The sequence below is a fragment of the Flavobacterium algoriphilum genome, assembly GCF_048158655.1.
Lineage (GTDB): Bacteria > Bacteroidota > Bacteroidia > Flavobacteriales > Flavobacteriaceae > Flavobacterium > Flavobacterium algoriphilum.
Genome location: NZ_JBLNKY010000006.1, coordinates 65,090 through 91,304, shown reverse-complemented (window position 1 = coordinate 91,304; position 26,215 = coordinate 65,090). Strand labels below are relative to the sequence as shown.

Below are 26,215 nucleotides of genomic sequence, written 5' to 3'. Positions count from 1 at the left end.
TTTTAGAGTTCAAAGATTGCAAAATATATGCTTACCACTTTTAAATCCGGATTCTTTTATGATGCAAAAAGCTAATTTACATTAATTCTATATTATGCAAAAGGTAAATCATGAAGTAATAGTAGCCAACTGAACCAAATCAGATCTAACACCAAATCAATCACAACCAAACTTCCTGCTATAGAAAGGTGGCTTCACACAGAATCTAAATTCGGATTCGTATCCCGTTTTTATTTTATGGTATAAGCTGAATGATTTACATCTATATTGTACATTTGTCAAGTACGAAGTACATTGGGCAGTGTTTTCTCATTTTATGTTTTTCACATAAAAGATTCACACCCTTTTTAATTGTAACTAAAAAGAATTTAATACCCTATAATATTAAAGCATGAGTGTCTTAAAAAAAGTAAATGAATATAGAAGGATAGTAACACACAGCCTGACTAAAAACATTGGCAGTTCACAAAAAAAACAAAAAATTGATTTGACTCAAAAAATCGAAATTAAAAGAGTTTTAATTTCAAGGCCCAATCATAGATTAGGAAATCTTTTGTTGATTACGCCGCTTGTGCAAGAAGTTATCGCCACTTTTCCAGAGTGTAAAATTGATCTATTTGTAAAAGGTGGTTTAGCTCCAATTGTTTTTCAAAATTACCAAAACATCAATCACATTATTGAGCTTCCTAAAAAACCTTTTAAAAATTTAATAAGTTATTTTCAAGTTTGGATAAAAATCAAAAAACAACACTATGACATTGTCATTAACGTAGATAAAGGTTCTTCGTCGGGAAGGTTATCTGCGCAATTTGCTAATGCAAAATATAAGTTTTTTGGCGAAGTTGATGAAAACATACAATTGAAATATAGCGATTATGAGCATATTGCAAAATATCCGGTATACGAATTTAGAAATTTTTTAACCAAATTAGGATTTAATAAAAAGGAGAATCCTGTTCCATCATTAGACATTAAGCTAAGTTCTTCAGAAATTGCTGAAGGTCAAAAAATAGTGAAAGAAATAGTAAAAAACGATGTAAAGACAATTTCTATTTTTACTTATGCCACTGATGACAAATGCTATTCAGAATCTTGGTGGGAAGAATTTTATGATCGATTAAAAAAAGAATACCCAAATTATAACATTATTGAAGTTTTGCCCGTTGAAAACATTTCACAAATTGGATTTAAAGCACCTACCTTTTACAGTAAAGATATTCGTGAAATTGGGTCGGTAATTGCAAATACAGAAATTTTTATTGGTGCAGATAGTGGTATTATGCACTTGGCTAGTGCATCACTAACACCTACTGTTGGTTTATTTTCACGCCCTAATCTAAATATGTATGCACCTTACAACAATAATAGTGTGGCAATAAACACAAACAACATTAATACGGATGATTGTATTAAAATCATCAATCGTATTCTTACTGCTAACTGATTTAGCACTATCTTGCTCCCTAAAAAAAATAAATTAAATAGCTATGAAAAAAATATTCTTTTTACTTCTTATATTCGTGTTTACTGGATCAATTTGGGCACAGGACCAAAACTCATTTTCGTTAACTATGGATCATGCGGCGCTTTCGGTAAAAGATTTGGATCGTTCGGTTGATTTTTACACTCACGTTTTGAAACTAAAAGAAATTACTAATCTTACACGAAAAGAAGGTATTCGTTGGATTTCTTTGGGAGATGGAAAAGAATTACATCTAGTCTCCACTATCAAAGAACCTGTTACAATAAATAGAGCGATACATCTTGCTTTTAAAGCCATTAACTTTGATGGACTGGTAAAAGTATTAGAAAATCTAAAGATCACCTATTCGGATTGGCCTGGAACGCGTGATAAAATCAACGTTCGTGCTGATGGCATTAAACAGATTTATTTTCAGGATCCCGATGGTTATTGGATTGAAGTAAACAGTGTCGAAAAATAGATTACTTTTAAAAGCTATTGCTTTATCCTTACATTCCATAAGTGAGCAATAAAAATGTAAACTCTTCTCTATTCTTTCGCAAAAAAAAACAATAAACCACATCTAATTAGATGTGTGAAAAATGATACTTTTATTCTAAATTGTGTACTATTTTCTTTGTGTATCTTTTGCAATTTTTTAGTATTGGTTTAAATTCTTTTTTGAACTAAATAATACGATAAATAAATAAGGTGAGGAAATATAAAAAACTCAAAACAGTAATGAGTTAATCGTTATCTCTTTTCTTTAATCTAAAACACACGATGGCGCCACTGTAAATCTATGAGCCATAAAAGTTTAAAGATGAAATTGAATTTAATAAAAAACAAAAAACTCCTCAGTTTCCTGAGGAGTTTCCATTTTATATAAGAAGTAGTAAATTTACTAAAATTCGATTATTGTAAAACTCGATTGATTTGTGTTAATTTTTTTTCATAATATTTCTCTTTAACAGATGAAATTACAACTCCACCACCTACAGAGGCATGAATGAATTTTATATCACCATCGCAAACTTCAACAACCATTCCAACATGATTGATACGACTTCTTCCATTGGTTTTAAAGAAAATTAAATCTCCTTTTTGAGCATCTTCTGTATTGACTACAACTCCTAAACGGGATTGTTCTAAAGAAGTTCTTGGTAATTTAATATCGAAAGCCCCAAATGTAGTACACATTAAACCAGAACAATCATATCCTGATTTTGAAGTCCCACCTGATTGGTATCTTGTCCCAATATTAGACGAAGCTGTTTCTATCAATTCATCTAAAAAATTAGGATTTGAAGCTGGTTTTACAAAACTTTTGAAATCCCCATTATCGCTTTCTACATTTTCATATTTCTCGCTATCGTTTTCAGTATTTGTAAACTCATTTGTAATATTTTCAGTTTCTAAAACTGCTACTTTTACATTAGTTGCATTAGCTGATTGAATGTTTAATTTATACCCAACACGTAGCTTATTTTTAATTTCAGGATTTTGTTTTTCTAGTTCCTGAACCGTAATTCCATATTGTTTTGCAATGCCGTATTTGGTTTCTTTTGGTAACACTTCCCGAACAATATTTTCATTTGAAGTATTTGAACTTTCGGTTGATGTTGCAACAATTACTGAGGGTCCTTTTGGCAAATCATTTATTGGTTGAGCTGTAACATTTTGCTCATGTGTAGATTGTATTTTATTTTCTTGTGGTGCAACTGCGATTTCAGTTTTTAGAGATCCGTTTACAGGAATATTAATTCTTTGCCCCACTCTAAGTGATTTAACCCCTAATGTTGGATTGGCTTTATCAAATTCCTTTATTGTGATTCCGTATTTTTTTGTAATGGAATACTTTGTTTCTTTTGGCAAAACTTCTATAGTAGTTTGTTCTCTAATAGCAGTTTCAGCAATTTGATTCTCAACGGTTACTGATGTTTTTTGTAAAGACTTTTTTACTTGGGGAACAACAGCGATTTCTGTTGAAATTGCATTAATGGGAATTACAATTTTTTGACCTATTCTTAATCCTGAAGTTTCTAATGTAGGATTGGCTTCATTTAATTCTTGTAATGTGATTCCGTATTGTCTTGCGATTCCGTAAAGTGTTTCTTTGGCAAGCACTTCGTGTTCTTTATTGGAATACTTTGTTGCAATCTTAGATTTAGTAGTGGTGTTTTTTGGAGCATTAACCGGAATTAATAAGACTGAATTGAGTTTTAATAGATTCTTGGCTTTTGGATTTAATTTATATATTTCGCTTTGTTTTACATCATATTTTTCTGCAATACTCGAAATAGTTTCCCCTTTTATGATGGTATGTTTCCTGGTGCTTTCCTGGGAAAAAAGTACAATACTATTCAATAAAAACAATGTTACAATAAATCTTAAACTCATATTCCTTTATTTCAAATTACTTACCCCATTTTTATTCTCCTTAGCAATTTCGGGATATAATTATTAAATCTCGCTAGGGTTTCTTTTTCAACTATTTTTGGTCTTAAAAAAATTCATAAAAAAACTTATCTCTTTTCAAAAAAAAGGGTAAGAATGTTTTCATTTAAAATCTAGTTGATTTTTTGTTCGAATTGCAAAAGCAACTTAAACAGTAACGCAGTACAATCCTAATGTATTGTTGCGCTCAAAATAAATATTCTAATAAAGTGATGATTTGTTTACAATCAAAAAAAGCTTCACTAAAAATTTATCTACAAAAAGCTAATTTAAGTTATAAAATTTAAAAAACAATGTTTTTTTGGTTTTAATGTGCAAAATAAAGAAAATACCTGTTTTTCAGCATTTTTTAGGGCTTTTTAGAACAAAAAATTTCATTTTATTTAAAACAACGCTAATTATTTATTTCCCAAAAATGGTAGATTCTAAAGAAATTTTCACCCGATTTCTAGCCCTGCTGGAAGTAGAAAGCCTTTTGAAACGGTAGCAAGAAATAGCTCCTGAAATAAATTCAGGATGATCAAAAAAAACTCCCAAGTTGCCTTGAGAGTTTTGAATATAAAAATATTTTAATTTACTTATGCATTACTCGCAGCAGCAATTAAATTTAATGCTGAACCAGCTACGAACCAACCAATTTGCCCTTCATTATACGTATGGTTTGCCAAGATAATATCTTTGGTTCCATCCGCGTGAACGAATTCTAATGTTAAAGGTTTTCCAGGAGCAAAATCTACTAAATCTGTGATATTGATACTATCATCCTCTTGAATTTTATCGTAATCTGCTTCGTTAGCAAATGTTAATCCTAAAAGACCTTGTTTTTTAAGGTTTGTTTCGTGAATACGAGCAAATGATTTCACCAATACCGCCTGAACACCTAAGAAACGAGGTTCCATAGCAGCGTGTTCTCTAGAAGATCCTTCTCCATAATTGTGATCTCCCACAACAATAGAAGGAACTCCAGCAGCTTTGTACGCACGTGCTACTGCAGGAACTGCATCATACACACCAGTCAATTGGTTTTTAACCGAGTTGGTTTTATCCGTAAAAGCATTAACTGCTCCTATCAACATATTATTTGAAATGTTATCTAGGTGACCACGGAAACGCAACCATGGACCAGCCATAGAGATATGGTCTGTAGTACATTTTCCGAAAGCTTTAATCAATAATTTAGCTCCTGAAATATTTTTACCGTCCCAAGGTTGGAATGGTGCCAATAATTGCAACCGATCTGAAGTTTCGCTAACTGCAATTTGAACTCCTGATCCATCAGCAGCTGGTGCTTGAAATCCTGCATCTTCTACAGCAAATCCTTTTTTAGGCAATTCATCACCATAAGGAGTGCTCAATTTTACTTCTTCCCCATTATCGTTGATTAAAGTATCAGTAATAGGATTGAAATCCAAACGACCCGAAATTGCTAAAGCAGCAACCATTTCTGGAGATGTTACAAAAGCGTGTGTGTTTGGGTTACCATCCGCACGTTTAGAGAAATTACGGTTAAAAGAGTGAACGATTGTATTTTTTTCTCCTTTATCTGCTCCAGCCCTATCCCATTGTCCAATACATGGTCCGCAAGCATTTGTAAATACTTTGGTCCCCATTTTTTCGAAAGTAGCGATGATTCCGTCTCTTTCTATTGTATATCTAATTTGCTCAGAACCTGGGTTGATACCAAATTCCGCTTTTGGACTGATCCCCAATTCAACGGCTTGATTAACGATAGACGCAGCACGAGCCATATCTTCGTAAGAAGAGTTCGTACAAGAACCAATTAATCCCCATTCTACTTTAATTGGCCATCCATTAGCAGCAGCTTCTTCTTTCATTTTAGAAACTGGCGTACCTCTGTCGGGAGTAAAAGGACCATTAATGTGCGGCTCCAATTCAGAAAGGTTAATCTCGATAACTTGATCAAAATAAGTTTCTGGATTTGCGTATACTTCTGGATCAGCAGTTAAGTAAGAAGCTACCTTATCAGCAGCATCTACTACATCTTGACGACCTGTTGCAGAAAGATATCTTCTCATCGACTCGTCATAACCAAATGTAGATGTTGTAGCTCCAATTTCGGCTCCCATATTACAAATAGTTCCTTTTCCCGTACATGACATTGAAGTAGCCCCTTCTCCAAAGTATTCAACAATAGCTCCTGTTCCTCCTTTTACAGTAAGAATATCAGCTACTTTAAGGATTACATCTTTTGGTGCAGTCCAACCAGAAAGTTTTCCAGTTAATTTTACACCTATTAATTTTGGAAATTTTAATTCCCATGACATCCCTGACATTACATCTACTGCATCAGCTCCACCAACACCAATAGCTAACATTCCTAATCCACCTGCATTTACAGTATGTGAATCAGTACCAATCATTAAACCTCCGGGGAATGCATAATTCTCCAAAACGATTTGGTGAATAATTCCTGAGCCTGGTTTCCAAAAACCAATTCCGTATTTATCAGAAACTGAAGAAAGAAAATCAAAAACTTCTTTCGATTGTTTATTTGCTACAGCTAAATCGCTTGAAGCTCCTACTTTTGCTTGAATTAAGTGATCACAGTGAACCGTTGTAGGAACTGCAACTGTTTTCTTTCCTGCATGCATAAATTGCAATAATGCCATTTGAGCTGTTGCATCTTGGCAAGCAACTCTGTCTGGAGCAAAATCAACATAATCAGCACCTCTTGCAAAAACTTTAGATGGAGTTCCATCCCAAAGGTGGTTATATAAAATTTTCTCCGTTAAAGTAAGTGGACGACCAACTAGCTCACGTGCTTTATCAACACGAGATGTCATATTTGCGTACACCTTTTCAATCATTTCAATATCAAAAGCCATAAGAGTTATATAATTGATTATTTATTCTATTTAAAACATCACAAGATACAAAAAAATTGAGTAGGAATAAAAAAAAGCCCGAGTTTATATGAACTCGGGCTTTTGAATTATGATTATCCAATCATGTGATTATTTTATTAACAACTTATGAGGAGGTGCAAACTTAGTTAGGTTGATACCTTCAACTGCCGTTTTATATTCTTCTATAGTAGGAGTTCTACCAAGAATTGTTGACAGAACCACGACCGGTGTAGATGAAAGCAATGACTCTCCCTTTTTACTTGCAGAATCTTCTACAACTCTTCCTTGGAAAAGACGAGTTGAAGTTGCTATCACTGTATCTCCTTTAGAAGCTTTTTCCTGATTACCCATGCAAAGGTTACATCCCGGGCGCTCTAGATATAGCATGTTTTCATATTCTGTACGTGCAGCAGCTTTAGGAACATTATCGTCGAATTCAAAACCAGAGTATTTCTGTAAAACTTCCCAGTCACCTTCAGCTTTAAGTTCATCTACGATATTATAAGTAGGTGGTGCTACTACAAGTGGCGCTAGAAACACTACCTTACCTTTTTGCTCTTCTATGTTCTTAAGCATTTGAGCAAGGATTTTCATATCTCCCTTGTGAACCATACAAGAACCAATAAATCCAAGATCAACTTTTTTATCTCCTCCATAGAAAGATAGCGGTCTGATGGTGTCGTGAGTATATCGTTTAGAAACGTCAATATTATTCACGTCAGGATCAGCAATCATTGGTTCAGCAATCAGATCAAGATCAACAACAAGTTCAGCGAAATACTTCGCATTTGCATCTGGAATCAGAGCTGGTTTCTCACCTGTTTTAATCTCGGCGATTCTATTATCAGCAATATTAATCAATCCGTTGAGTACTTGTGGAACATTATCCATACCCTTATCAATCATGATCTGGATTCTACTCTTCGCAATCTCTAGTGATTCAATCAAGGTATCATCTTCAGAAATACAGATAGAAGCTTTTGCCTTCATTTCTGCAGTCCAGTCAGTAAACGTAAATGCTTGGTCAGCATTAAGAGTTCCAAGGTGAACCTCAATAATTTTACCTTGAAATACGTTCTCTCCTCCAAACTTCTGAAGCATCTGAGCTTGCGTAGCATGAACCACATCACGGAAATCCATATAACTCTTCATATCTCCTTTGAACGTCACCTTCACTGATTCAGGAATTGGCATTGAAGCTTCACCAGTAGCAAGTGCAAGAGCAACTGTTCCTGAGTCAGCACCAAAAGCAACACCTTTAGACATTCTTGTATGAGAGTCACCACCAATGATGATAGCCCACTCATTTACAGTAATATCATTAAGTACTTTGTGAATTACATCAGTCATTGCGTGATAGACACCTTTGGGGTCACGAGCAGTGATCAAACCGAAGTCGTTCATAAATTTCATCAGTTTTGGAATGTTAGCCTGAGCTTTCTTATCCCATACTGAAGCAGTGTGACATCCAGATTGGTATGCACCGTCAACGATTGGCGAAATTACAGTAGCAGCCATAGATTCCAATTCTTGAGCAGTCATAAGACCAGTGGTATCCTGTGAACCTACGATATTAACTTCTACACGAACATCCGAACCAGCGTGTAACACTTTACCTGGAGTGCTACCAACAGCGTTTCTATTGAATATTTTTTCTACTGCAGTAAGACCTTGTCCCTCATGAGAAATCTCCTTTGATGGGGCAAATACAAGAGGAGCATCTATACCTAGAACCTTCGCAGCGAATGTCTGAAGTTTTTTACCAAATACAATTGCGTATGACCCACCAGCTTTTATAAATTCCATTTTCTGAGGGGTAAATGCCTTAGAAATATCAATCAGCTCTTTGTCACCATTATAAAGTTTTTTTTCTTTTATATTGATTGTAAGAACAGTACCAGTAGCAATAGAATAGGCTTCCTCGAGAATAGGGTCACCGCTTTCATTGCGAACTGGATCGCCATTTTCGTCCAGTTTTTTTACCCAGTTTTTAAGATCAAGACCAATACCTCCAGTAACATCAACAGTAGTAAGAAAAATTGGAGAAATACCATTTGTTCCTGCAACAATCGGAGCAAAATTAACAAATGGAACATAAGGACTTGCTTGTTTACCAGTCCAAAGAGCCACGTTATTTACACCTGACATTCTTGATGAACCCACACCCATAGTACCTCTTTCAGCAATCAACATCACGCTCTTGTCTGGATGTTGTGCTTGAAGTGCCTTTATTTCCTCTTGTGCTTGAAGAGAAATCATACATTTACCATGAAGTTCACGATCAGATCGCGAATGAGCTTGGTTACCTGGAGAGAGCAAATCAGTCGAAATATCTCCCTCACCAGCAACATAAGTAACAACTTTGATTTCGTCAGCTACTGCTGCCAGTTTTGTAAAAAACTCAGCCTGAGCGTAACTTTCTAGAATCTCTTTAGCGATTTCGTTACCGTTTTTGAAGGCCTCCACTAAACAATGTGTATCCGCCTCGTAAAGGTAAACTTGTGTTTTAAGAACCTTTGCCGATTCTTTCGCAATAGCAACATCATTACCTAAAGCTAAATCCAGCAACACCTCAATCGAAGGCCCACCTTTCATGTGTGATAATAACTCAAAAGCAAAAGCTACTGTAATTTCTTTAACTATAGATTCACCAAGTATGATTTCCTTTAAAAATTCAGCCTTCTCACCAGCTGCACTAGTAGTTCCAGGTATAGTGTTGTAAATAAAAAAATTAAGAGAATCCTCTCGATATTCGTTATCTAAATCTTTAATTTGCGTAATGATTTCGCTTAACAATTCGGCACCATCAATTGGCTTTGGGTGAAGTCCCTGAATTTTTCGTTCTTCGATCTCCTTGATGTAATCGTTATAAGTATTCATAATGATGTATTTTCATTTTATATGGCAGATTTCCTTGATTATTTCAAAATAAAAAAGCCATAATATTAGTTTATTTTATTTGTGATGCAAACTTAAGAATTAAAGATGAGAATTTAAAAAAATCAGCAAAAGATGCCATTTCAATCATAATATTTATAAAAAGAATAAATATTATGTGTTTAATTGAAAAATTCTAAAAATCAGAAAGATTATTTGTACAATTGCTACTTTACAAGACAAAACAACCTTTTTACCATGATTATTTTTTAGTTTTTTTCTAAATTATAATACTAAATATGTGATATTGTATCAGTCAAAAGGAAAATTATTATTCTCTGACTAAAAGTCAACTCCTTACATCAATTTATCAATAATCATCTCTTCAGTAATTCCTTCGGCATCAGCTTTGTAATTTTTGATTATTCTGTGACGCAAAATTCCAGTAGCCACCGCTTGTACATCTTCAATATCCGGTGAAAATTTTCCATTGAAAGCGGCATTGGCTTTCGCGGCCAAAATTAAATTTTGTGAGGCCCTAGGTCCTGCTCCCCAATCTAAATAGTTTTTTATAAATTCATTCGACAAAGGATTATCTGGACGCGTTTTACTTACCAGCGTTACTGCATACTCAATCACATTATCCGCAACAGGAATTCTACGAATTAATTGTTGAAAATCAATAATTTCCTGCGCCGTAAATAATGGATTTATAGTATTATTCAAATCGGAAGTTGTGCGTTTTACCACTTGTACTTCTTCAGCAAAAGAAGGATATTCCAATTTTATGGCAAACATGAATCGGTCTAATTGTGCTTCAGGCAAAGGATAGGTTCCTTCCTGCTCGATAGGATTTTGAGTTGCCAAAACAAAATAAGGTAAATCCAATTTATAATTCTCCCCTGCAATAGTAACCGAACGCTCCTGCATTGCTTCCAATAAAGCAGCTTGTGTTTTGGGCGGTGTCCTGTTGATTTCGTCTGCCAGAATAATATTCGAAAAAACAGGCCCTTTTATGAATTTGAATTTTCGGGTTTCATCTAATATTTCACTTCCCAAAATATCTGATGGCATTAAATCAGGCGTAAATTGGATTCTTTTGAAATCAAGTCCTAAGGCTTGCGCCAAAGTATTTACCATCAATGTTTTTGCTAGTCCTGGAACTCCAACTAAAAGTGCATGACCCCCAGAAAAAATACAAAGCAAAATTTGATCTACCACCGCATCCTGACCTACAATAATTTTTGCTATTTCGTTTTTTAGTTCATTTCGTTTTTGAACTAAGGTATGTATTGCTGCTACGTCAGACATTTTAGAATGTATTTTAAATTAAAAAGAGTTAGCGATATGAATTCATAAAGCTAACTCTTTTTATTTATTTTATAAAAATTATTTTTTCAACCAGTTGTTTGTAAAAGCACAATCTCTGTATTCACCGATAATTTTAATGTAGGTTTCTTTAATTTTCTCATCAAACCATTTTCCAATAGCTTTGATTTGTTTTTCTTTCAGTGCTAAGTCCTTAATTTTGATGTAATCCTTAGCATAATCAGCCGTATGTTCGTTTATTCTATTGGTTACGGTAATCAACTTGAATTTTTTCTTTCCTTGCTCATCTTCCATGAATGGCGCTGTAACCTCTCCTCCTTTTAAATTTGAAACTTGTCCGTATAAGCTAGGATCCATTTTTGTTAATTCAAAACGAGTATCCTGTGTCTTTGGATTAATTAATGCTCCACCGTTTGCTCTCGTTTCTTTTTCTTCTGATAGCGTTCTTGCAGCCTCCGCAAAAGTTATTTCCTTATCCTCAATTCTTTTTTTAATTAAAGTAATTTTTTCCTTTGCTTCTTTCATTGATTCTTCAGAAACTGCTGGAGTCAATAAAATATGACGCAATTCTATTTCCTGCCCTTTTATTTTTTCTACATATATAATGTGATACCCAAAATCAGTTTCAAATGGAGCAGATATTTCTCCTTCGGCAAGTCCGAAAGCAACATCTTTAAATTCCTTTACAAAAGGTGTTTTACGATTCATTTTATAATAGCCACCATTAGATCTTGAACCTGGATCTTGCGAATACAGAACTGCTTTAGTTGCAAAACTAGACCCTTCCTGAATTTCTTTTTTGAAACTATTTAGTTTGTCAATCACTTTTTGTTTTTCAGCCTCGGTAACTTTAGGCTTAATAACGATTTGTGCTACTTCCATTTCTGCACCAAAAACTGGAAGCTCAGCTGCAGGGATTGTTTTGAAAAATTTACGAACCTCTTCAGGTGTTATTTCTACGGCATCAATAATCTTTTTTTGCATCTCTGAAGTAAGCTTCTGTTCTTTTAGAATATCAAAGAAATAAGTTCTAAACTCTTCTTCCGAATTTTTCTTATAATACTTCACTACTTTATCCAGAGACCCTAGTTGTTCCGTCATATAGTTCACTCGATCATCCATCATGCCTTTTACCTCGGAATCCGTTACCTTAACACTATCTTGTATTGCTTGATGTGCATACAATTTGTCTTCCAGTAATTTTCCTAACATTTGACATCTAGTAATATCTTTTATAGAACCACCTTGACTCGAGATTTCCAAATAGGATTTATCAATATCTGAATCTAATATAATGTAATCTCCAACTGTAGCAATTACACCGTCAATTTTTTGTTTTTGATTAGATTGTATTTTATTAGTAGTAACAACTGCACTATCTTTAATAATTTCTTGCGCACTGGTAATCACACATGAAAAAAGCAAAACAAAAAAAGTAAATGCAATTCTATTATTAATGGATCTCATTTTTATTTTATTTATTGGCATTATTATAATTTGTATTTAATGTAAAACATACTCATTCAATTGTATTTAAACCTATTTATAAAGGCTCGAATAATTTTGACAAATATACACTTTAAGAATCAAGAAGCGAATTGAATTTATATTACAATTTCTTACCATTCTTAAAATTTAAAACGAACAAAAATAACAATTCAATTACATAATACAAGTTTCCTCCGTACTATTAACAAAAAATTATAAACGCATTTATTTATTGCTATATTTAGCCTTTAAATCATACCGAAACTGAACTTTAGAACTACAAAAAATTAAAAGCCACCTTGCACATTCTTGAATCGCAACAGTGTCTTTTTATTTCCACTTTTTCAAACATCTCGCTTTTTTGCAAAATACATTTCCTTTTTCTAATGTTTCCTTCTTTTCTAATGGAGTAATAACTGTAGAAAAAGGCTTTAAAATTCTCATATTTAACACTCTATTTAGAAAGTTGTAAGCACTACAACGTTTTCGTAAAGAATTAAAAAAAATCTCGTGCTCACGGCGTAAGAAAATGCATAGATTAGCTAAAAAAGTAATTTTTTATCAATAAAAATAAATTTACACTAATTATTAGGTTTATTTTTTTGATTTTAATAAAATAAGTTTTAATACCTAACCTAAAAAAACCAATAAGAAAAATTAAATTTCTAGAATTCTTATTGCATACTATTTTTTAATTATTTCCCAAAATCTATTACTTAACCTAATTTATTCATTTATGAAAAAACAAAATTTTAAAGCGTATCTACTTTCAGCCTTATTAGTTGGCCTGTATTCGTGCAATTCGAATAACGATCTGGAAACAGATTCAGCTGCTGCAGCTTCACAATTCAAAGTAATCAACGTTACACATCACGACGGAAAACCATTCAGTACCGGAAAATCGACTAATTCAACAACCGGAAGGTACGTTGCAAATCCTGGCGGTGGTGTTATGATGCAAGCTTTCTATTGGGATGTTCCTGCTGGAGGAAACTGGTGGAATACTGTTAACACCAAAATAACTGCTTGGTCAAATGCGGGTATTGGTTCCATCTGGCTGCCTCCAGTATCAAAAGCACAAAATGGGCCATTTTCTATGGGGTACGACCCTACCGATTATTTTGATTTTGGAAATTACAATCAAAATGGTACTGTAGAAACCAGATTTGGTTCCCGTACAGAATTAGAAAGCCTGATAACAAAAGTGCATGCCGAAAACATGCAAGTATATGCTGACATGGTATTAAATCACAATAGCGGCGGGCAATTAGAAAACAATCCTTTTACAGGAACGCAAACCTACACTAACTTTACTGGTGTAGCTTCGGGGAAATTTCCTAGAACTAGTGCTGATTTTTATAAAAATTCATACGGAAACAACGATGAAGGTTCTTTTGGCGGCTTTCCTGACTTAGCCCATGTGGTACCAAATGTTCAAGACTGGCTTTGGAAAAGAGCAGATGGTGTAGGGAAATATTATAAAAACACCATGAAGTTTGATGGCTGGAGATTTGATTACGTGAAAGGTTTTGCTCCTTGGGTTGTCAAAGACTGGAATGCAAACGTTGGTGGCTTCTCCGTTGGTGAACTATGGGATTCTAACGTAAACATCCTTAACGATTGGGCTAACAATGCCAATAGTTCTGTTTTTGATTTTGCCTGTTATTATAAAATGAACGATGCATTTGACGGAAATAATCTAAATCTTTTGAATGATGACATGATGTGGAAAAGAAACCCGTACAAGGCGGTTACTTTCGTTTCCAATCATGACACTGATGAAATTTCTAAAAAAGAGTTAGCGTACGCTTATATTTTAACTCACGAAGGATATCCTACTATCTTCTACAGAGATTATGAAGAATGGCTGAATAAAACTAAAATGGACAATCTTATTTGGATCCACAACAATAAAGGAACGGGAACTACTTCTGTTTTATATACAGATACTGACGAATATATCGCTCGAAGAAATGGCTATAATGGAAATCCTGGGTTAGTGGTTTACATAAACAACTCTTCAACTTGGCAAGAAAGATGGGTTCCTACCAATTGGACTAATGCTCAGATCAAAGATTTTACCGGTAATTCTACTTGGATCCCTACAACTCAAGGAGACACATGGGTTAAAATTCAGTGCCCTCCAAATGGGTATTCCGTTTGGTCCATCAATATGTAAATATAAATATCCTAAAGACTGTCTGAAAAGCCAGTCTTTTTTTTTACAGCTCATTCTATCTTAACAAATTCTATAATTAATTTTTAAAAATTAAAAAATGTCATCTTCAAAATTCATATAATCAATTAAGAGTATACTATTTTTTTAATTGGCATTTATAAATAGTACTTTTGCAAACTATTTATATAAATATGGGCTTTTTAGAAGAAATACAACGTAGAAGAACTTTCGGGATTATCTCACATCCTGATGCCGGAAAAACAACACTTACTGAAAAACTCCTCCTTTTTGGTGGTGCTATTCAAGAAGCGGGTGCTGTAAAAAACAACAAAATCAAAAAAGGCGCAACGAGTGACTTTATGGAAATTGAACGGCAGAGAGGAATTTCGGTTTCTACTTCGGTTTTGGCATTTAATTATAAAGACAAAAAGATAAACATTCTCGATACTCCAGGACATAAGGATTTTGCAGAGGACACTTTTAGAACCTTAACCGCTGTTGACAGCGTTATTGTTGTAATTGATGTTGCCAAAGGTGTTGAGGAGCAAACAGAAAAATTAGTGGCTGTTTGTAGATTACGTAAAATCCCTATCATTGTATTCATCAATAAATTAGACAGAGAGGGAAAAGATGCTTTTGACTTAATGGATGAAGTGGAGCAAAAATTGGGCTTAACGGTTACTCCGCTAAGTTTTCCAATAGGAATGGGTTATGACTTTCAAGGAATTTATAATTTGTGGGAACAAAATATTAACTTGTTTAGTGGTGATAGCCGAAAGAATATCGAAGAAACAATTGCTTTCTCTGACGTTAAAAATTCAGAATTAGAGAAAATTATTGGACAAAAACCAGCAGATCTATTACGTGAAGAACTAGAATTAATAGACGAAGTATATCCTAAATTTGATCGTCAGGACTATTTAGACGGAAAATTACAACCTGTATTTTTTGGCTCTGCCTTAAATAATTTTGGAGTACGAGAATTATTAGACTGTTTTGTACAAATTGCTCCATCACCAAGGCCAAAAGATTCAGAAACTCGATTAGTCGATCCAAAAGAAGAAAAAATGACTGGATTTGTTTTTAAAATCCATGCTAATATGGATCCAAAACACAGAGACCGTCTCGCCTTTATTAAAGTTGTTTCTGGAACTTTTGAAAGAAACAAACCTTATTATCACGTACGTCAAAAAAAGAATTTAAAATTTTCTAGTCCAAATGCTTTCTTTGCCGAGAAGAAAGAAATAGTAGACATCTCCTACCCTGGTGATATTGTTGGCTTGCACGATACCGGAAATTTCAAAATTGGAGATACTTTGACCGAAGGCGAAATCATGAGTTTCAAAGGAATTCCTAGCTTCTCTCCGGAGCATTTCAGATACATCAATAATGCTGACCCCATGAAGGCCAAACAGCTCGATAAAGGTGTTGATCAGTTAATGGATGAAGGTGTTGCACAGTTATTCACTCTGGAAATGAACAACCGAAAAATCATCGGAACTGTAGGTGCACTTCAATATGAAGTTATTCAATACCGTTTGGAACATGAATATGGCGCTAAATGTACCTATGAAAATTTCCCAGTTCACAAAGCTTGCTGGGTGAAGCCAAATGATGTTAAAAGCGATGAATTTAAAGAATTTAGAAGAATCAAACAGAAATTCTTGGCACATGATAAATACGGGCAACTGGTATTTCTAGCTGATTCTGACTTTACTATTCAAATGACGCAAAATAAATACCCAAACGTTAAATTATATTTCACTTCAGAATTCGAGTAATATTACAGATGGAAAAAATAATTTTAAAAATCAGTTTGTATCAATTCTGTCTTAATAAAATAATTGCATAAAAAAAACGCTAATTTAAAAATTAGCGTTTTTTTTATATCAATTAAAAATTAATTCAAATTTAAGCAATCATACTTTCTAAAGCTACTGCTTTTTTCAAAAAAGCTTTGATTAACAAACGGTTTGGAGCTGTTCCAGAAGTAATAACTTGTTTTTTTGTATTTATACCTTCAGTAGAAATAGTATTATTTGGATCTTGTTTAGAACCCATGAACCAAAGCACAAAATTCATATTATTAGAAGCCGTACTTGTCGAAACATTATCTTGTTTTGCAACACTAACAACTTCAATCGCATTAGCAGCTAAATTATTATCAGTAGATTGACCAAAAACAGAAACATTAGATAATAAAATAATTACCAACAACATAAAAATGTTGTTAATTTTTTTATTTCCATTATGTTTTGAAAAATGATTCATTTGTATGTTTTTTATTAAATTAAATAAGATGCTTTTCTTATTCTGATACGAAATTATACCATTAACATTCTAATAAAAAATATTTTCGATGAATCACCATTATACCCGTCTAAGCGACAAAATTTGAATATAAACACTGCTTAATTTAAATTATCGGCAACTTAATCTATCTTTCCGCTGGCCATCTTTAATAAGGATAAAATGAAACAAATTAAGATCATTATTTTTAAAAAAAAGCCCTTCATTAAAAAATAAACAAAAAAAGGCTCCATTTCTGGAGCCTTTTCTGTTACTATGCTTGTCCTGCTGGACCAAAATTAAGTGGAATAGGAGGTTGTTCTGTGTCTTTTATTTCGCCATGGGCGGCTTCAAAACGGTGAATATTTTCTCCAATTGCTTTCAACAATCTTTTGGCATGTTGCGGTGTCAAGACAATTCTTGATTTTACCTTAGCTTTAGGAATACCAGGCATGATACTTACAAAATCTAAAACAAATTCTGAAGAGGAATGATTGATTATTGCTAAATTGGAATAAATCCCTTCAGCTGTTTTTTCATCCAATTCAATGTTGATTTGCTCTTGTTGTTGATTTGAATTGCTCATAAATATTATATTTTTTTCCATTACCCTCTCCTACGGAGAGGGTTAAGGTGAGAATTAATAAATGTATTCCTCTTTATTAGCCATCATATCATTGTAATCCTCTTTTGAACCTACAATTGTATGATCATATTCTCTCATACCCGTTCCGGCAGGGATTCTATGTCCTACAATTACATTTTCCTTCAATCCTTCTAAGTAATCGATTTTACCTGCAACAGCAGCTTCATTCAATACTTTAGTTGTTTCTTGGAAAGATGCAGCAGAGATAAACGATTTCGTTTGAAGCGACGCTCTTGTAATACCTTGTAAAACTGGTGTTGCTGTTGCAGTAATAACATCACGAGCTACAACAAGATTTTTATCTGTACGTTTCAAAAGAGAGTTTTCATCACGCAATTCACGAGGTGTAATAATTTGTCCTTCTTTTAAAGCGCTAGAATCTCCAGCATCTTCAACTACTTTCATACCATATAATTTATCATTTTGAACGATAAAATCTTTAGTATGAATCAATTGATCTTCTAAGAATAAAGTATCACCTGGATCTTGTACTCTTACTTTACGCATCATTTGACGTATTACTACTTCAAAGTGTTTGTCATTGATTTTCACCCCTTGTAAACGGTATACTTCTTGAATTTCATTTACCAAATACTGTTGAACAGCTGCTGGCCCTTGGATTCTTAAAATATCGTCCGGAGTAATTGCACCATCAGATAAAGGCACCCCTGCTCTTACGAAGTCATTTTCTTGAACTAGAATTTGGCTTGATAATTTAACCAAGTATTTTCTAATATCACCAAATTTAGATTCGATAACAATCTCACGGTTTCCTCTTTTGATTTTTCCAAAAGAAACAACACCATCGATTTCAGAAACAACAGCTGGGTTTGAAGGGTTACGAGCTTCTAACAACTCTGTAATTCTGGGTAAACCTCCTGTAATATCTCCTGATTTAGAAGAACGACGTGGGATTTTTACCAATACTTTACCTGCCTTAATTTTTTCACCGTTTTCAACCATCAAGTGGGCTCCAACCGGTAAGTTATAAGAACGAATTAATTCATTGTCTTTACCGTAAACCAATAAAGTTGGAATTAATTTTTTAGCTCTAGATTCAGAAATTACTTTTTCTTGGAAACCAGTTTGCTCATCAATTTCAACCATGAAAGATTGACCTTGCTCTAAATCTTCGTAAGCAATTTTACCAGTAAACTCAGAAACGATAACTCCATTATATGGATCCCATTTACAAATCACATCCCCTTTAACAACCGATTGACCGTCTTTAACGAAGATACTAGAACCGTAAGGAATGTTATTTGTACTTAATAAGATACCCGTTCTTTCATCGATTAATTTCAATTCAGATGAACGAGATACTACAATATCAACTGCATTACCTTCACTATCTTCTCCTTTAACAGTTTTTAAATCTTCAATTTCTAGTTTACCGTTAAATTTGGTAACAATACTAGACTCTTCAGAAATACCACCTGCAACTCCACCAACGTGGAATGTACGTAATGTTAACTGTGTACCCGGCTCTCCAATAGATTGAGCAGCAATTACACCAACTGCTTCTCCTCTTTGTGTCATTTTACCAGTAGCTAAATTTCTACCGTAACATTTAGCACAAATACCTTTTAAAGCTTCACAAACTAATGGCGAACGCACTTCCACTTTCTCGATAGGAGAAGCTTCAATTGCTTTCATAATAACCTCCGTAATTTGCTCACCAGATTTAATTAAAACATCACTAGTTAAAGGATTAATTACGTCTTGCAATGCAACACGTCCTAAAATTCTTTCTCCTAAAGTTTCAACTATTTCCTCATTCTTTTTCAATGCTGATACTTCAACACCTCTAAGTGTACCACAATCATCGATGTTAACAATAACATCTTGAGATACATCATGCAGTCTTCTTGTTAAATATCCTGCATCGGCAGTTTTCAATGCCGTATCCGCAAGACCTTTACGCGCACCGTGAGTAGAAATAAAGTACTCAAGGATAGACAGCCCTTCTTTAAAGTTAGAAAGAATTGGATTTTCAATAATTTCACCACCACCAGCAGTAGATTTTTTTGGCTTAGCCATCAAACCACGCATACCGGTTAACTGACGAATTTGTTCTTTAGAACCCCTTGCTCCAGAATCAAGCATCATATACACCGAGTTGAAACCTTGTTGGTCTTCTCTAATGTTTTTCATTGCTAACTCTGTAAGTTGCGCATTCGCTGAAGTCCAAACATCAATAACTTGGTTGTAACGTTCGTTATTAGTGATAAGACCCATATTATAATTTACAGAAATACCTTGAACTTGTTCTCTGGCGTCTGCAATTAATTTAGGTTTTTGATCTGGAATTCTAATATCCCCAAGAGAGAATGACAAACCACCTTTAAAGGCAAATTTGTAACCCATATCTTTCATGTTATCCAAGAAGGCAGCAGTTGTAGGTACATCGGTAGCGCTTAAAACGTGTCCGATAATATCTCTAAGGTTTTTCTTAGTCAATACATCATTGATATATCCAGCTGCTTCCGGTACTACTTCATTAAATAATACACGACCTGCAGTAGTTTGTATGATTTGGAACACCAAATCACCAGCTTCATTAAAATGTTTTGCTCTAATTTTCACACGAGCATTCAATTCTAATCTACCTTCATTCAAAGCAATATTTACTTCTTCAGCAGAATAAAAAGTGATTCCTTCTCCTAAAATTTTAAGCTCAGGAGTAGATAAACGTTCTTTGGTCATATAATATAGACCCAAAACCATATCCTGAGAAGGTACCGTGATTGGAGCACCATTTGCAGGATTCAGAATATTGTGAGAACCTAACATTAATAGTTGTGCTTCCAAAATAGCTTCTGGTCCTAATGGCAAGTGAACTGCCATTTGATCCCCATCAAAATCCGCATTAAATGCAGTACAAACTAAAGGATGCAATTGGATTGCTTTTCCTTCAATTAATTTTGGTTGGAATGCTTGAATACCTAATCTATGTAAAGTAGGAGCACGATTCAGTAATATTGGGTGACCTTTGATTACATTTTCAAGGATATCCCAAACTACAGGCTCTTTCTTATCTATTATTTTCTTAGCTGATTTTACAGTTTTTACAATTCCTCTTTCTATCAATTTACGGATAACGAAAGGTTTGTATAATTCTGCTGCCATATCTTTAGGGATACCACATTCAGATAATTTCAATTCAGGTCCAACAACAATTACCGAACGAGCAGAATAATCCACACGTTTTCCAAGTAAATTTTGACGGAAACGTCCTTGTTTACCTTTAAGGGAATCAGATAATGATTTTAATGGTCTGTTTGATTCTGTTTTTACTGCAGAAGCTTTACGCGTATTATCGAAAAGTGAATCTACAGATTCCTGCAACATACGTTTTTCGTTTCTTAAGATAACTTCTGGAGCTTTAATCTCCATTAATCTTTTCAAACGGTTGTTACGTATAATTACACGACGGTATAAATCATTTAAATCTGAAGTTGCAAAACGACCTCCATCTAGTGGCACAAGTGGACGTAATTCTGGTGGAATAACTGGTACCACTTTCATAATCATCCATTCCGGACGATTCTCACGGTTCAAGTTAGACTCACGGAAAGATTCAACAACTTGTAATCTTTTTAACGCTTCAGTTTTACGTTGTTTAGACGTTTCATTGTTAGCATTATGTCTCAATTGATAAGACAAGGCATCAAGATCAATTCTTGCTAATAAATCCATAATACACTCTGCTCCCATTTTGGCAACAAATTTATTTGGATCAAAATCATCAAGATACTGATTGTCTGCAGGAAGCGTATCTAAAATATTTAAATATTCTTCTTCTGTCAAAAAGTCTAGTCTTTGCAAAGATTCACCTTCAGCATTTTTAGCAATACCTGCTTGGATTACTACATATCTTTCGTAGTAAATAATCATATCTAATTTCTTAGATGGAAGACCAAGGATATAACCAATTTTGTTTGGAAGAGAACGGAAATACCAGATATGAGCAATTGGCACAACAAGATTGATGTGACCTACTCTGTCTCTACGTACTTTTTTCTCAGTTACTTCTACACCACAACGGTCACAGATGATCCCTTTGTAACGTATTCTTTTATACTTACCACAAGCACATTCAAAATCTTTTACTGGTCCGAAAATTCTTTCGCAGAAAAGTCCGTCACGCTCCGGTTTGTGCGTTCTGTAGTTGATCGTTTCCGGCTTTAATACTTCACCTCTTGATTCTTTCAAGATCGATTCAGGAGAAGCGAGACCGATTGAGATTTTATTAAACCTTTTTACAGGGTTTTTATCTTTATTGTTATTATTTCTATTATTCATCATAGTTTTTACTATTGATTTATTTGCAATTAAAAATTGATTGTAGATTTATGATTTTCTTTAATCATTAAACTATTACCTCGAATTACTTCTCTAAACTTCAAATACAATTTTTGAAGTGCTATTTATAAAACCTATTAGGTCTAAATAAAAAATCGGAACGGGTTACGGGTATAAATCCTAAAAACTTATATAAATGCCAAAGTAGAGACGTTACAATGAACGTCTCTACCTGTGACAAATTATTATTTATTCTTCTAAACGAATGTCAAGTCCAAGACCTTTCAATTCATGCATTAATACATTGAATGATTCCGGTAATCCTGGTTCTGGCATAGATTCACCTTTAACGATTGCTTCGTAAGTTTTAGCTCTACCGATAACATCATCAGACTTCACAGTCAAGATTTCTCTAAGTGTACTTGATGCTCCATAAGCTTCAAGTGCCCAAACCTCCATCTCTCCAAAACGTTGACCTCCAAATTGAGCTTTACCTCCAAGTGGTTGTTGTGTAATCAACGAGTATGGACCTATAGAACGCGCGTGCATTTTATCGTCAACCATGTGTCCAAGTTTCAACATGTAGATAACTCCTACTGTTGCCGCTTGATGGAAACGCTCACCTGTACCACCATCATATAAATGTGTATGTCCAAAACGTGGTATTCCAGCTTCGTCAGTCAATTCATTGATTTGATCAAGAGTTGCTCCGTCAAAAATTGGTGTAGCAAATTTTCTACCCAAGTTTTGTCCCGCCCAACCAAGAACCGTTTCATAAATTTGACCAATGTTCATACGTGAAGGTACACCTAATGGGTTCAACACGATATCAACTGGCGTTCCGTCTTCAAGGAAAGGCATATCTTCATGACGAACGATACGAGCAACAATACCTTTGTTACCGTGACGTCCCGCCATTTTATCCCCAACTTTCAGTTTACGTTTTTTGGCAATATATACTTTCGCTAATTTCAAGATTCCTGCTGGCAATTCATCTCCAACAGTAATAGTGAATTTCTCTCTACGTAAAGCCCCTTGTAAATCGTTCAATTTAATTTTATAGTTATGAATTAAATCATTAACCATTTTATTAGTTGCATCATCAGCAACCCATTGACCTTTACTTAAGTGAGCAAAATCTTCAACAGCATAAAGCATTTTTTGCGTGTATTTTTTACCTTTTGGTAAAACTTCTTCACCCAAATCATTCATTACACCTTGGGATGTTTTTCCGTTTACGATCAAGAAAAGTTTTTCCACTAATTTGTCTTTTAATTCAACAAATTTAACTTCAAACTCCATTTCAAGTGCTCCTAAAGCATCCTTGTCTTGTGTACGTTTACGTTTATCTTTTACTGCTCTTGCGAACAATTTTTTGTCTAAAACAACACCATGTAAAGAAGGAGACGCTTTCAATGAAGCATCTTTAACATCACCTGCTTTGTCCCCGAAGATTGCACGAAGCAATTTCTCTTCCGGTGTAGGATCTGATTCTCCTTTTGGAGTAATCTTTCCGATAAGAATATCGCCAGGTTTAACCTCGGCTCCAATTCTGATCATACCATTTTCATCTAAATCTTTAGTAGCTTCTTCAGAAACGTTCGGTATATCGTTCGTTAATTCTTCGTTACCTAATTTAGTATCTCTAACTTCTAATGAATAATCATCCACGTGAATAGAGGTAAAAATATCGTCACGAACTACTTTTTCAGAAATTACAATCGCATCCTCAAAGTTGTATCCTTTCCATGGCATAAATGCAACTTTTAGGTTACGACCTAAAGCTAATTCACCATTTTGAGTCGCATATCCTTCTGATAATACTTGTCCAGGAACTACTCTATCCCCTTTTCTTACGATAGGTTTTAGATTGATACTTGTACCTTGATTGGTTTTTCTAAATTTAATTAGATTGTATGTTTTTTCATCAGGCTCAAAACTTACCATTCTCTCTTCTTCAGAACGATCGTATTTGATAGTGATAATATTTGCATCTACATATTCAATAACTCCATCTCCTTCAGCGTTAATTAAAACTCTAGAGTCAGAAGCAACTTGACGCTCTAAACCAGTTCCAACAATTGGAGCTTCAGGACGAATTAATGGTACGGCCTGACGCATCATGTTAGATCCCATCAAGGCTCTATTCGCATCATCATGTTCTAAGAAAGGAATCAAAGAAGCGGAAATAGAAGCAATTTGATTTGGAGCAACGTCAGTATAATCTACTTTTGTTGGTTCAATTACTGGGAAATCACCTTCTTGACGTGCAATTACGTCTTCGGCAGTAATTTTTCCTGTAGCATCCATTTGGATATTTGCCTGAGCAATCATCATTCCTTCTTCTTCTTCTGCGCTTAAGTACACTGGAGTAGAAACTAAATCTACAGTTCCATTTGTTACTTTACGATACGGTGTTTCGATGAAACCCATTCCGTTTACTTTAGCATAAACACCAAGAGAAGATATCAAACCAATGTTTGGTCCCTCAGGAGTTTCAATTGGACATAAACGTCCGTAATGCGTATAGTGAACGTCACGTACCTCAAAACCTGCTCTTTCTCTCGAAAGTCCACCTGGTCCTAGTGCAGATAATCTTCTTTTATGTGTAATCTCGGCAAGTGGATTAGTTTGATCCATAAACTGAGACAACTGGTTTGTTCCAAAGAAAGAGTTGATAACAGATGATAATGTTTTAGCATTAATCAAATCTATTGGTGTAAACACTTCGTTATCTCTAACGTTCATACGCTCTCTAATAGTTCTAGCCATACGCGCTAAACCAACACCGAATTGTTGAGACAATTGTTCTCCAACTGTTCTAACACGACGGTTTGATAAGTGATCAATATCATCAATCTCTGCTTTAGAGTTAATCAATTCAATCAAATATTTTACAATGGTAATGATATCTTCTTTGGTAAGCACTTGCTTTTCCATTGGAATATCTAAACCAAGTTTTTTGTTCATTCTATAACGACCTACTTCACCTAAGTTATAACGTTGATCAGAGAAGAATAATTTATCTATAATACCACGAGCCGTTTCTTCATCAGGCGGTTCTGCGTTACGCAATTGTCTGTAGATATGCTCAACAGCTTCTTTTTCAGAATTTGTTGGATCTTTTTGAAGCGTATTGTGAATGATGGCATAATCACCTTGATTAGCATCTTCTTTATGCAACAAAATAGATTTAACGTTAGAATCAATGATTTCTTCCACATTATCTTTATCGATAATAGTATCTCTATCAAGAATTATTTCGTTACGTTCTATAGAAACTACTTCACCCGTATCTTCATCTACGAAATCCTCATGCCATGTATTCAATACACGAGCAGCTAATTTTCTACCGACATATTTTTTAAGACCTGTTTTAGAAACCTTAATTTCTTCAGCAAGGTCAAATATCTCAAGGATATCTTTATCTCTTTCAAAACCAATTGCTCTAAAAAGAGTGGTAACTGGTAATTTTTTCTTTCTATCGATATAAGCATACATTACGCTATTAATATCTGTAGAAAATTCTATCCAAGAACCTTTAAAAGGAATTACTCTGGCAGAATACAATTTTGTACCATTTGCATGGAATGATTGACCAAAGAAAACACCCGGTGATCTGTGTAATTGAGATACAACCACACGCTCAGCACCATTAATAACAAAGGTACCACTTGGTGTCATATAAGGAATTGTACCAAGATATACATCTTGAACAATTGTTTCAAAATCTTCGTGTTCTGGATCTGTACAATATAGTTTTAACCTTGCTTTTAAGGGTACACTATAAGTAAGACCTCTTTCTATACATTCTTGAATTGTGTAACGTGGAGGATCTACAAAGTAATCAAGGAATTCCAATACAAAGTTATTTCTTGTATCAGTAATTGGGAAATTTTCCATGAAGGTGTTGTAAAGCCCTTCGTCGCCTCTTTCGTCAGATTTAGTTTCTAATTGAAAAAAATCTTTAAACGATTTAACCTGAACATCTAGAAAATCTGGATAATCAGGAATATTTTTTGTTGAGGCAAAATTCAATCTTTCAGTCTGATTTGTTATCATCAATGGACAAAATTTTGATTAAAAAAGTAATTTTTCTTTGTACAAATAGGGATTATTTATACTTTCCTTTTACAACCATTACATCTTTAAAAACCAATTTAAGATAACTACTTTCTTATTATCTGTTAATTTTTTTTCCTCGTAATGGGTAAAATGAATTTGTTTTAAAAGGCTATTATGTAATTACACAAGGTAGACTTTTGTTATACGAAAAATGGTTTAGGTCATTGGGCGACTAAACCCAAGACCTAAAC

General features: G+C 34.2%; 13 protein-coding genes. 4 read left to right on the top strand and 9 right to left on the bottom strand.

Annotated features, from left to right (window positions below; translation table 11 throughout):
- Window positions 1-391: 391 nt before the first annotated feature.
- Window positions 392-1,444, top strand: a complete 1,053-nt coding sequence (locus ACM55G_RS11380; protein WP_416844047.1) for a glycosyltransferase family 9 protein — start codon at window positions 392-394, stop codon at window positions 1,442-1,444.
- A 43-nt stretch (window positions 1,445-1,487) separates the two neighbouring features.
- Window positions 1,488-1,943, top strand: coding sequence for a VOC family protein (locus tag ACM55G_RS11375; protein WP_416844046.1), 456 nt, complete (start codon window positions 1,488-1,490; stop codon window positions 1,941-1,943).
- 434 nt (window positions 1,944-2,377) lie between these two features.
- On the opposite strand, the gene ACM55G_RS11370 is transcribed toward ACM55G_RS11375, so the two are convergent.
- The 5 genes from ACM55G_RS11370 to ACM55G_RS11350 all read right to left on the bottom strand — a co-directional run bounded on the left by ACM55G_RS11370 (window position 2,378) and on the right by ACM55G_RS11350 (window position 12,480).
- Window positions 2,378-3,862, bottom strand: a complete 1,485-nt coding sequence (locus ACM55G_RS11370; protein WP_416844045.1) for a LysM peptidoglycan-binding domain-containing protein — start codon at window positions 3,860-3,862, stop codon at window positions 2,378-2,380.
- A 635-nt stretch (window positions 3,863-4,497) separates the two neighbouring features.
- On the bottom strand, window positions 4,498-6,765 hold the full coding sequence (locus ACM55G_RS11365; RefSeq protein WP_416844044.1) for an aconitate hydratase: 2,268 nt from the start codon (window positions 6,763-6,765) through the stop codon (window positions 4,498-4,500).
- A gap of 129 nt (window positions 6,766-6,894) precedes the next feature.
- Window positions 6,895-9,666: a bifunctional aconitate hydratase 2/2-methylisocitrate dehydratase gene (locus tag ACM55G_RS11360; protein WP_416844043.1), complete on the bottom strand. Its 2,772-nt coding sequence runs from the start codon at window positions 9,664-9,666 to the stop codon at window positions 6,895-6,897.
- A 354-nt stretch (window positions 9,667-10,020) separates the two neighbouring features.
- Entirely contained in the window at window positions 10,021-10,974 is a 954-nt protein-coding gene (locus tag ACM55G_RS11355; RefSeq protein WP_416844042.1) for an AAA family ATPase, read from the bottom strand.
- A 78-nt stretch (window positions 10,975-11,052) separates the two neighbouring features.
- A complete protein-coding gene (locus tag ACM55G_RS11350) occupies window positions 11,053-12,480 on the bottom strand; it encodes a peptidylprolyl isomerase (RefSeq protein ID WP_416844041.1) in 1,428 nt (475 codons plus the stop codon).
- Between the two features lie 736 nt (window positions 12,481-13,216).
- Here ACM55G_RS11350 and ACM55G_RS11345 point away from each other — a divergent pair.
- Window positions 13,217-14,659, top strand: coding sequence for an alpha-amylase (locus ACM55G_RS11345; RefSeq protein ID WP_416844040.1), 1,443 nt, complete (start codon window positions 13,217-13,219; stop codon window positions 14,657-14,659).
- 191 nt (window positions 14,660-14,850) lie between these two features.
- Window positions 14,851-16,440: a peptide chain release factor 3 gene (locus ACM55G_RS11340; RefSeq protein WP_416844186.1), complete on the top strand. Its 1,590-nt coding sequence runs from the start codon at window positions 14,851-14,853 to the stop codon at window positions 16,438-16,440.
- Between the two features lie 130 nt (window positions 16,441-16,570).
- On the opposite strand, the gene ACM55G_RS11335 is transcribed toward ACM55G_RS11340, so the two are convergent.
- The 4 genes from ACM55G_RS11335 to rpoB form a co-directional block, all read right to left on the bottom strand.
- Window positions 16,571-16,930 carry a hypothetical protein gene (locus ACM55G_RS11335; protein WP_416844039.1) on the bottom strand — a complete coding sequence of 120 codons (360 nt, stop codon included), beginning with the start codon at window positions 16,928-16,930 and terminating at the stop codon, window positions 16,571-16,573.
- A gap of 292 nt (window positions 16,931-17,222) precedes the next feature.
- Entirely contained in the window at window positions 17,223-17,534 is a 312-nt protein-coding gene (locus ACM55G_RS11330) for a DUF3467 domain-containing protein (RefSeq protein ID WP_416844038.1), read from the bottom strand.
- Window positions 17,535-17,588: 54 nt separating this feature from the next.
- Complete coding sequence (gene rpoC / locus ACM55G_RS11325) at window positions 17,589-21,902, bottom strand: DNA-directed RNA polymerase subunit beta' (RefSeq protein WP_416844037.1); 4,314 nt, start codon at window positions 21,900-21,902, stop codon at window positions 17,589-17,591.
- Between the two features lie 246 nt (window positions 21,903-22,148).
- Window positions 22,149-25,961: a DNA-directed RNA polymerase subunit beta gene (gene rpoB, locus ACM55G_RS11320; protein WP_416844036.1), complete on the bottom strand. Its 3,813-nt coding sequence runs from the start codon at window positions 25,959-25,961 to the stop codon at window positions 22,149-22,151.
- Between the last annotated feature and the right edge of the window lie 254 nt (window positions 25,962-26,215).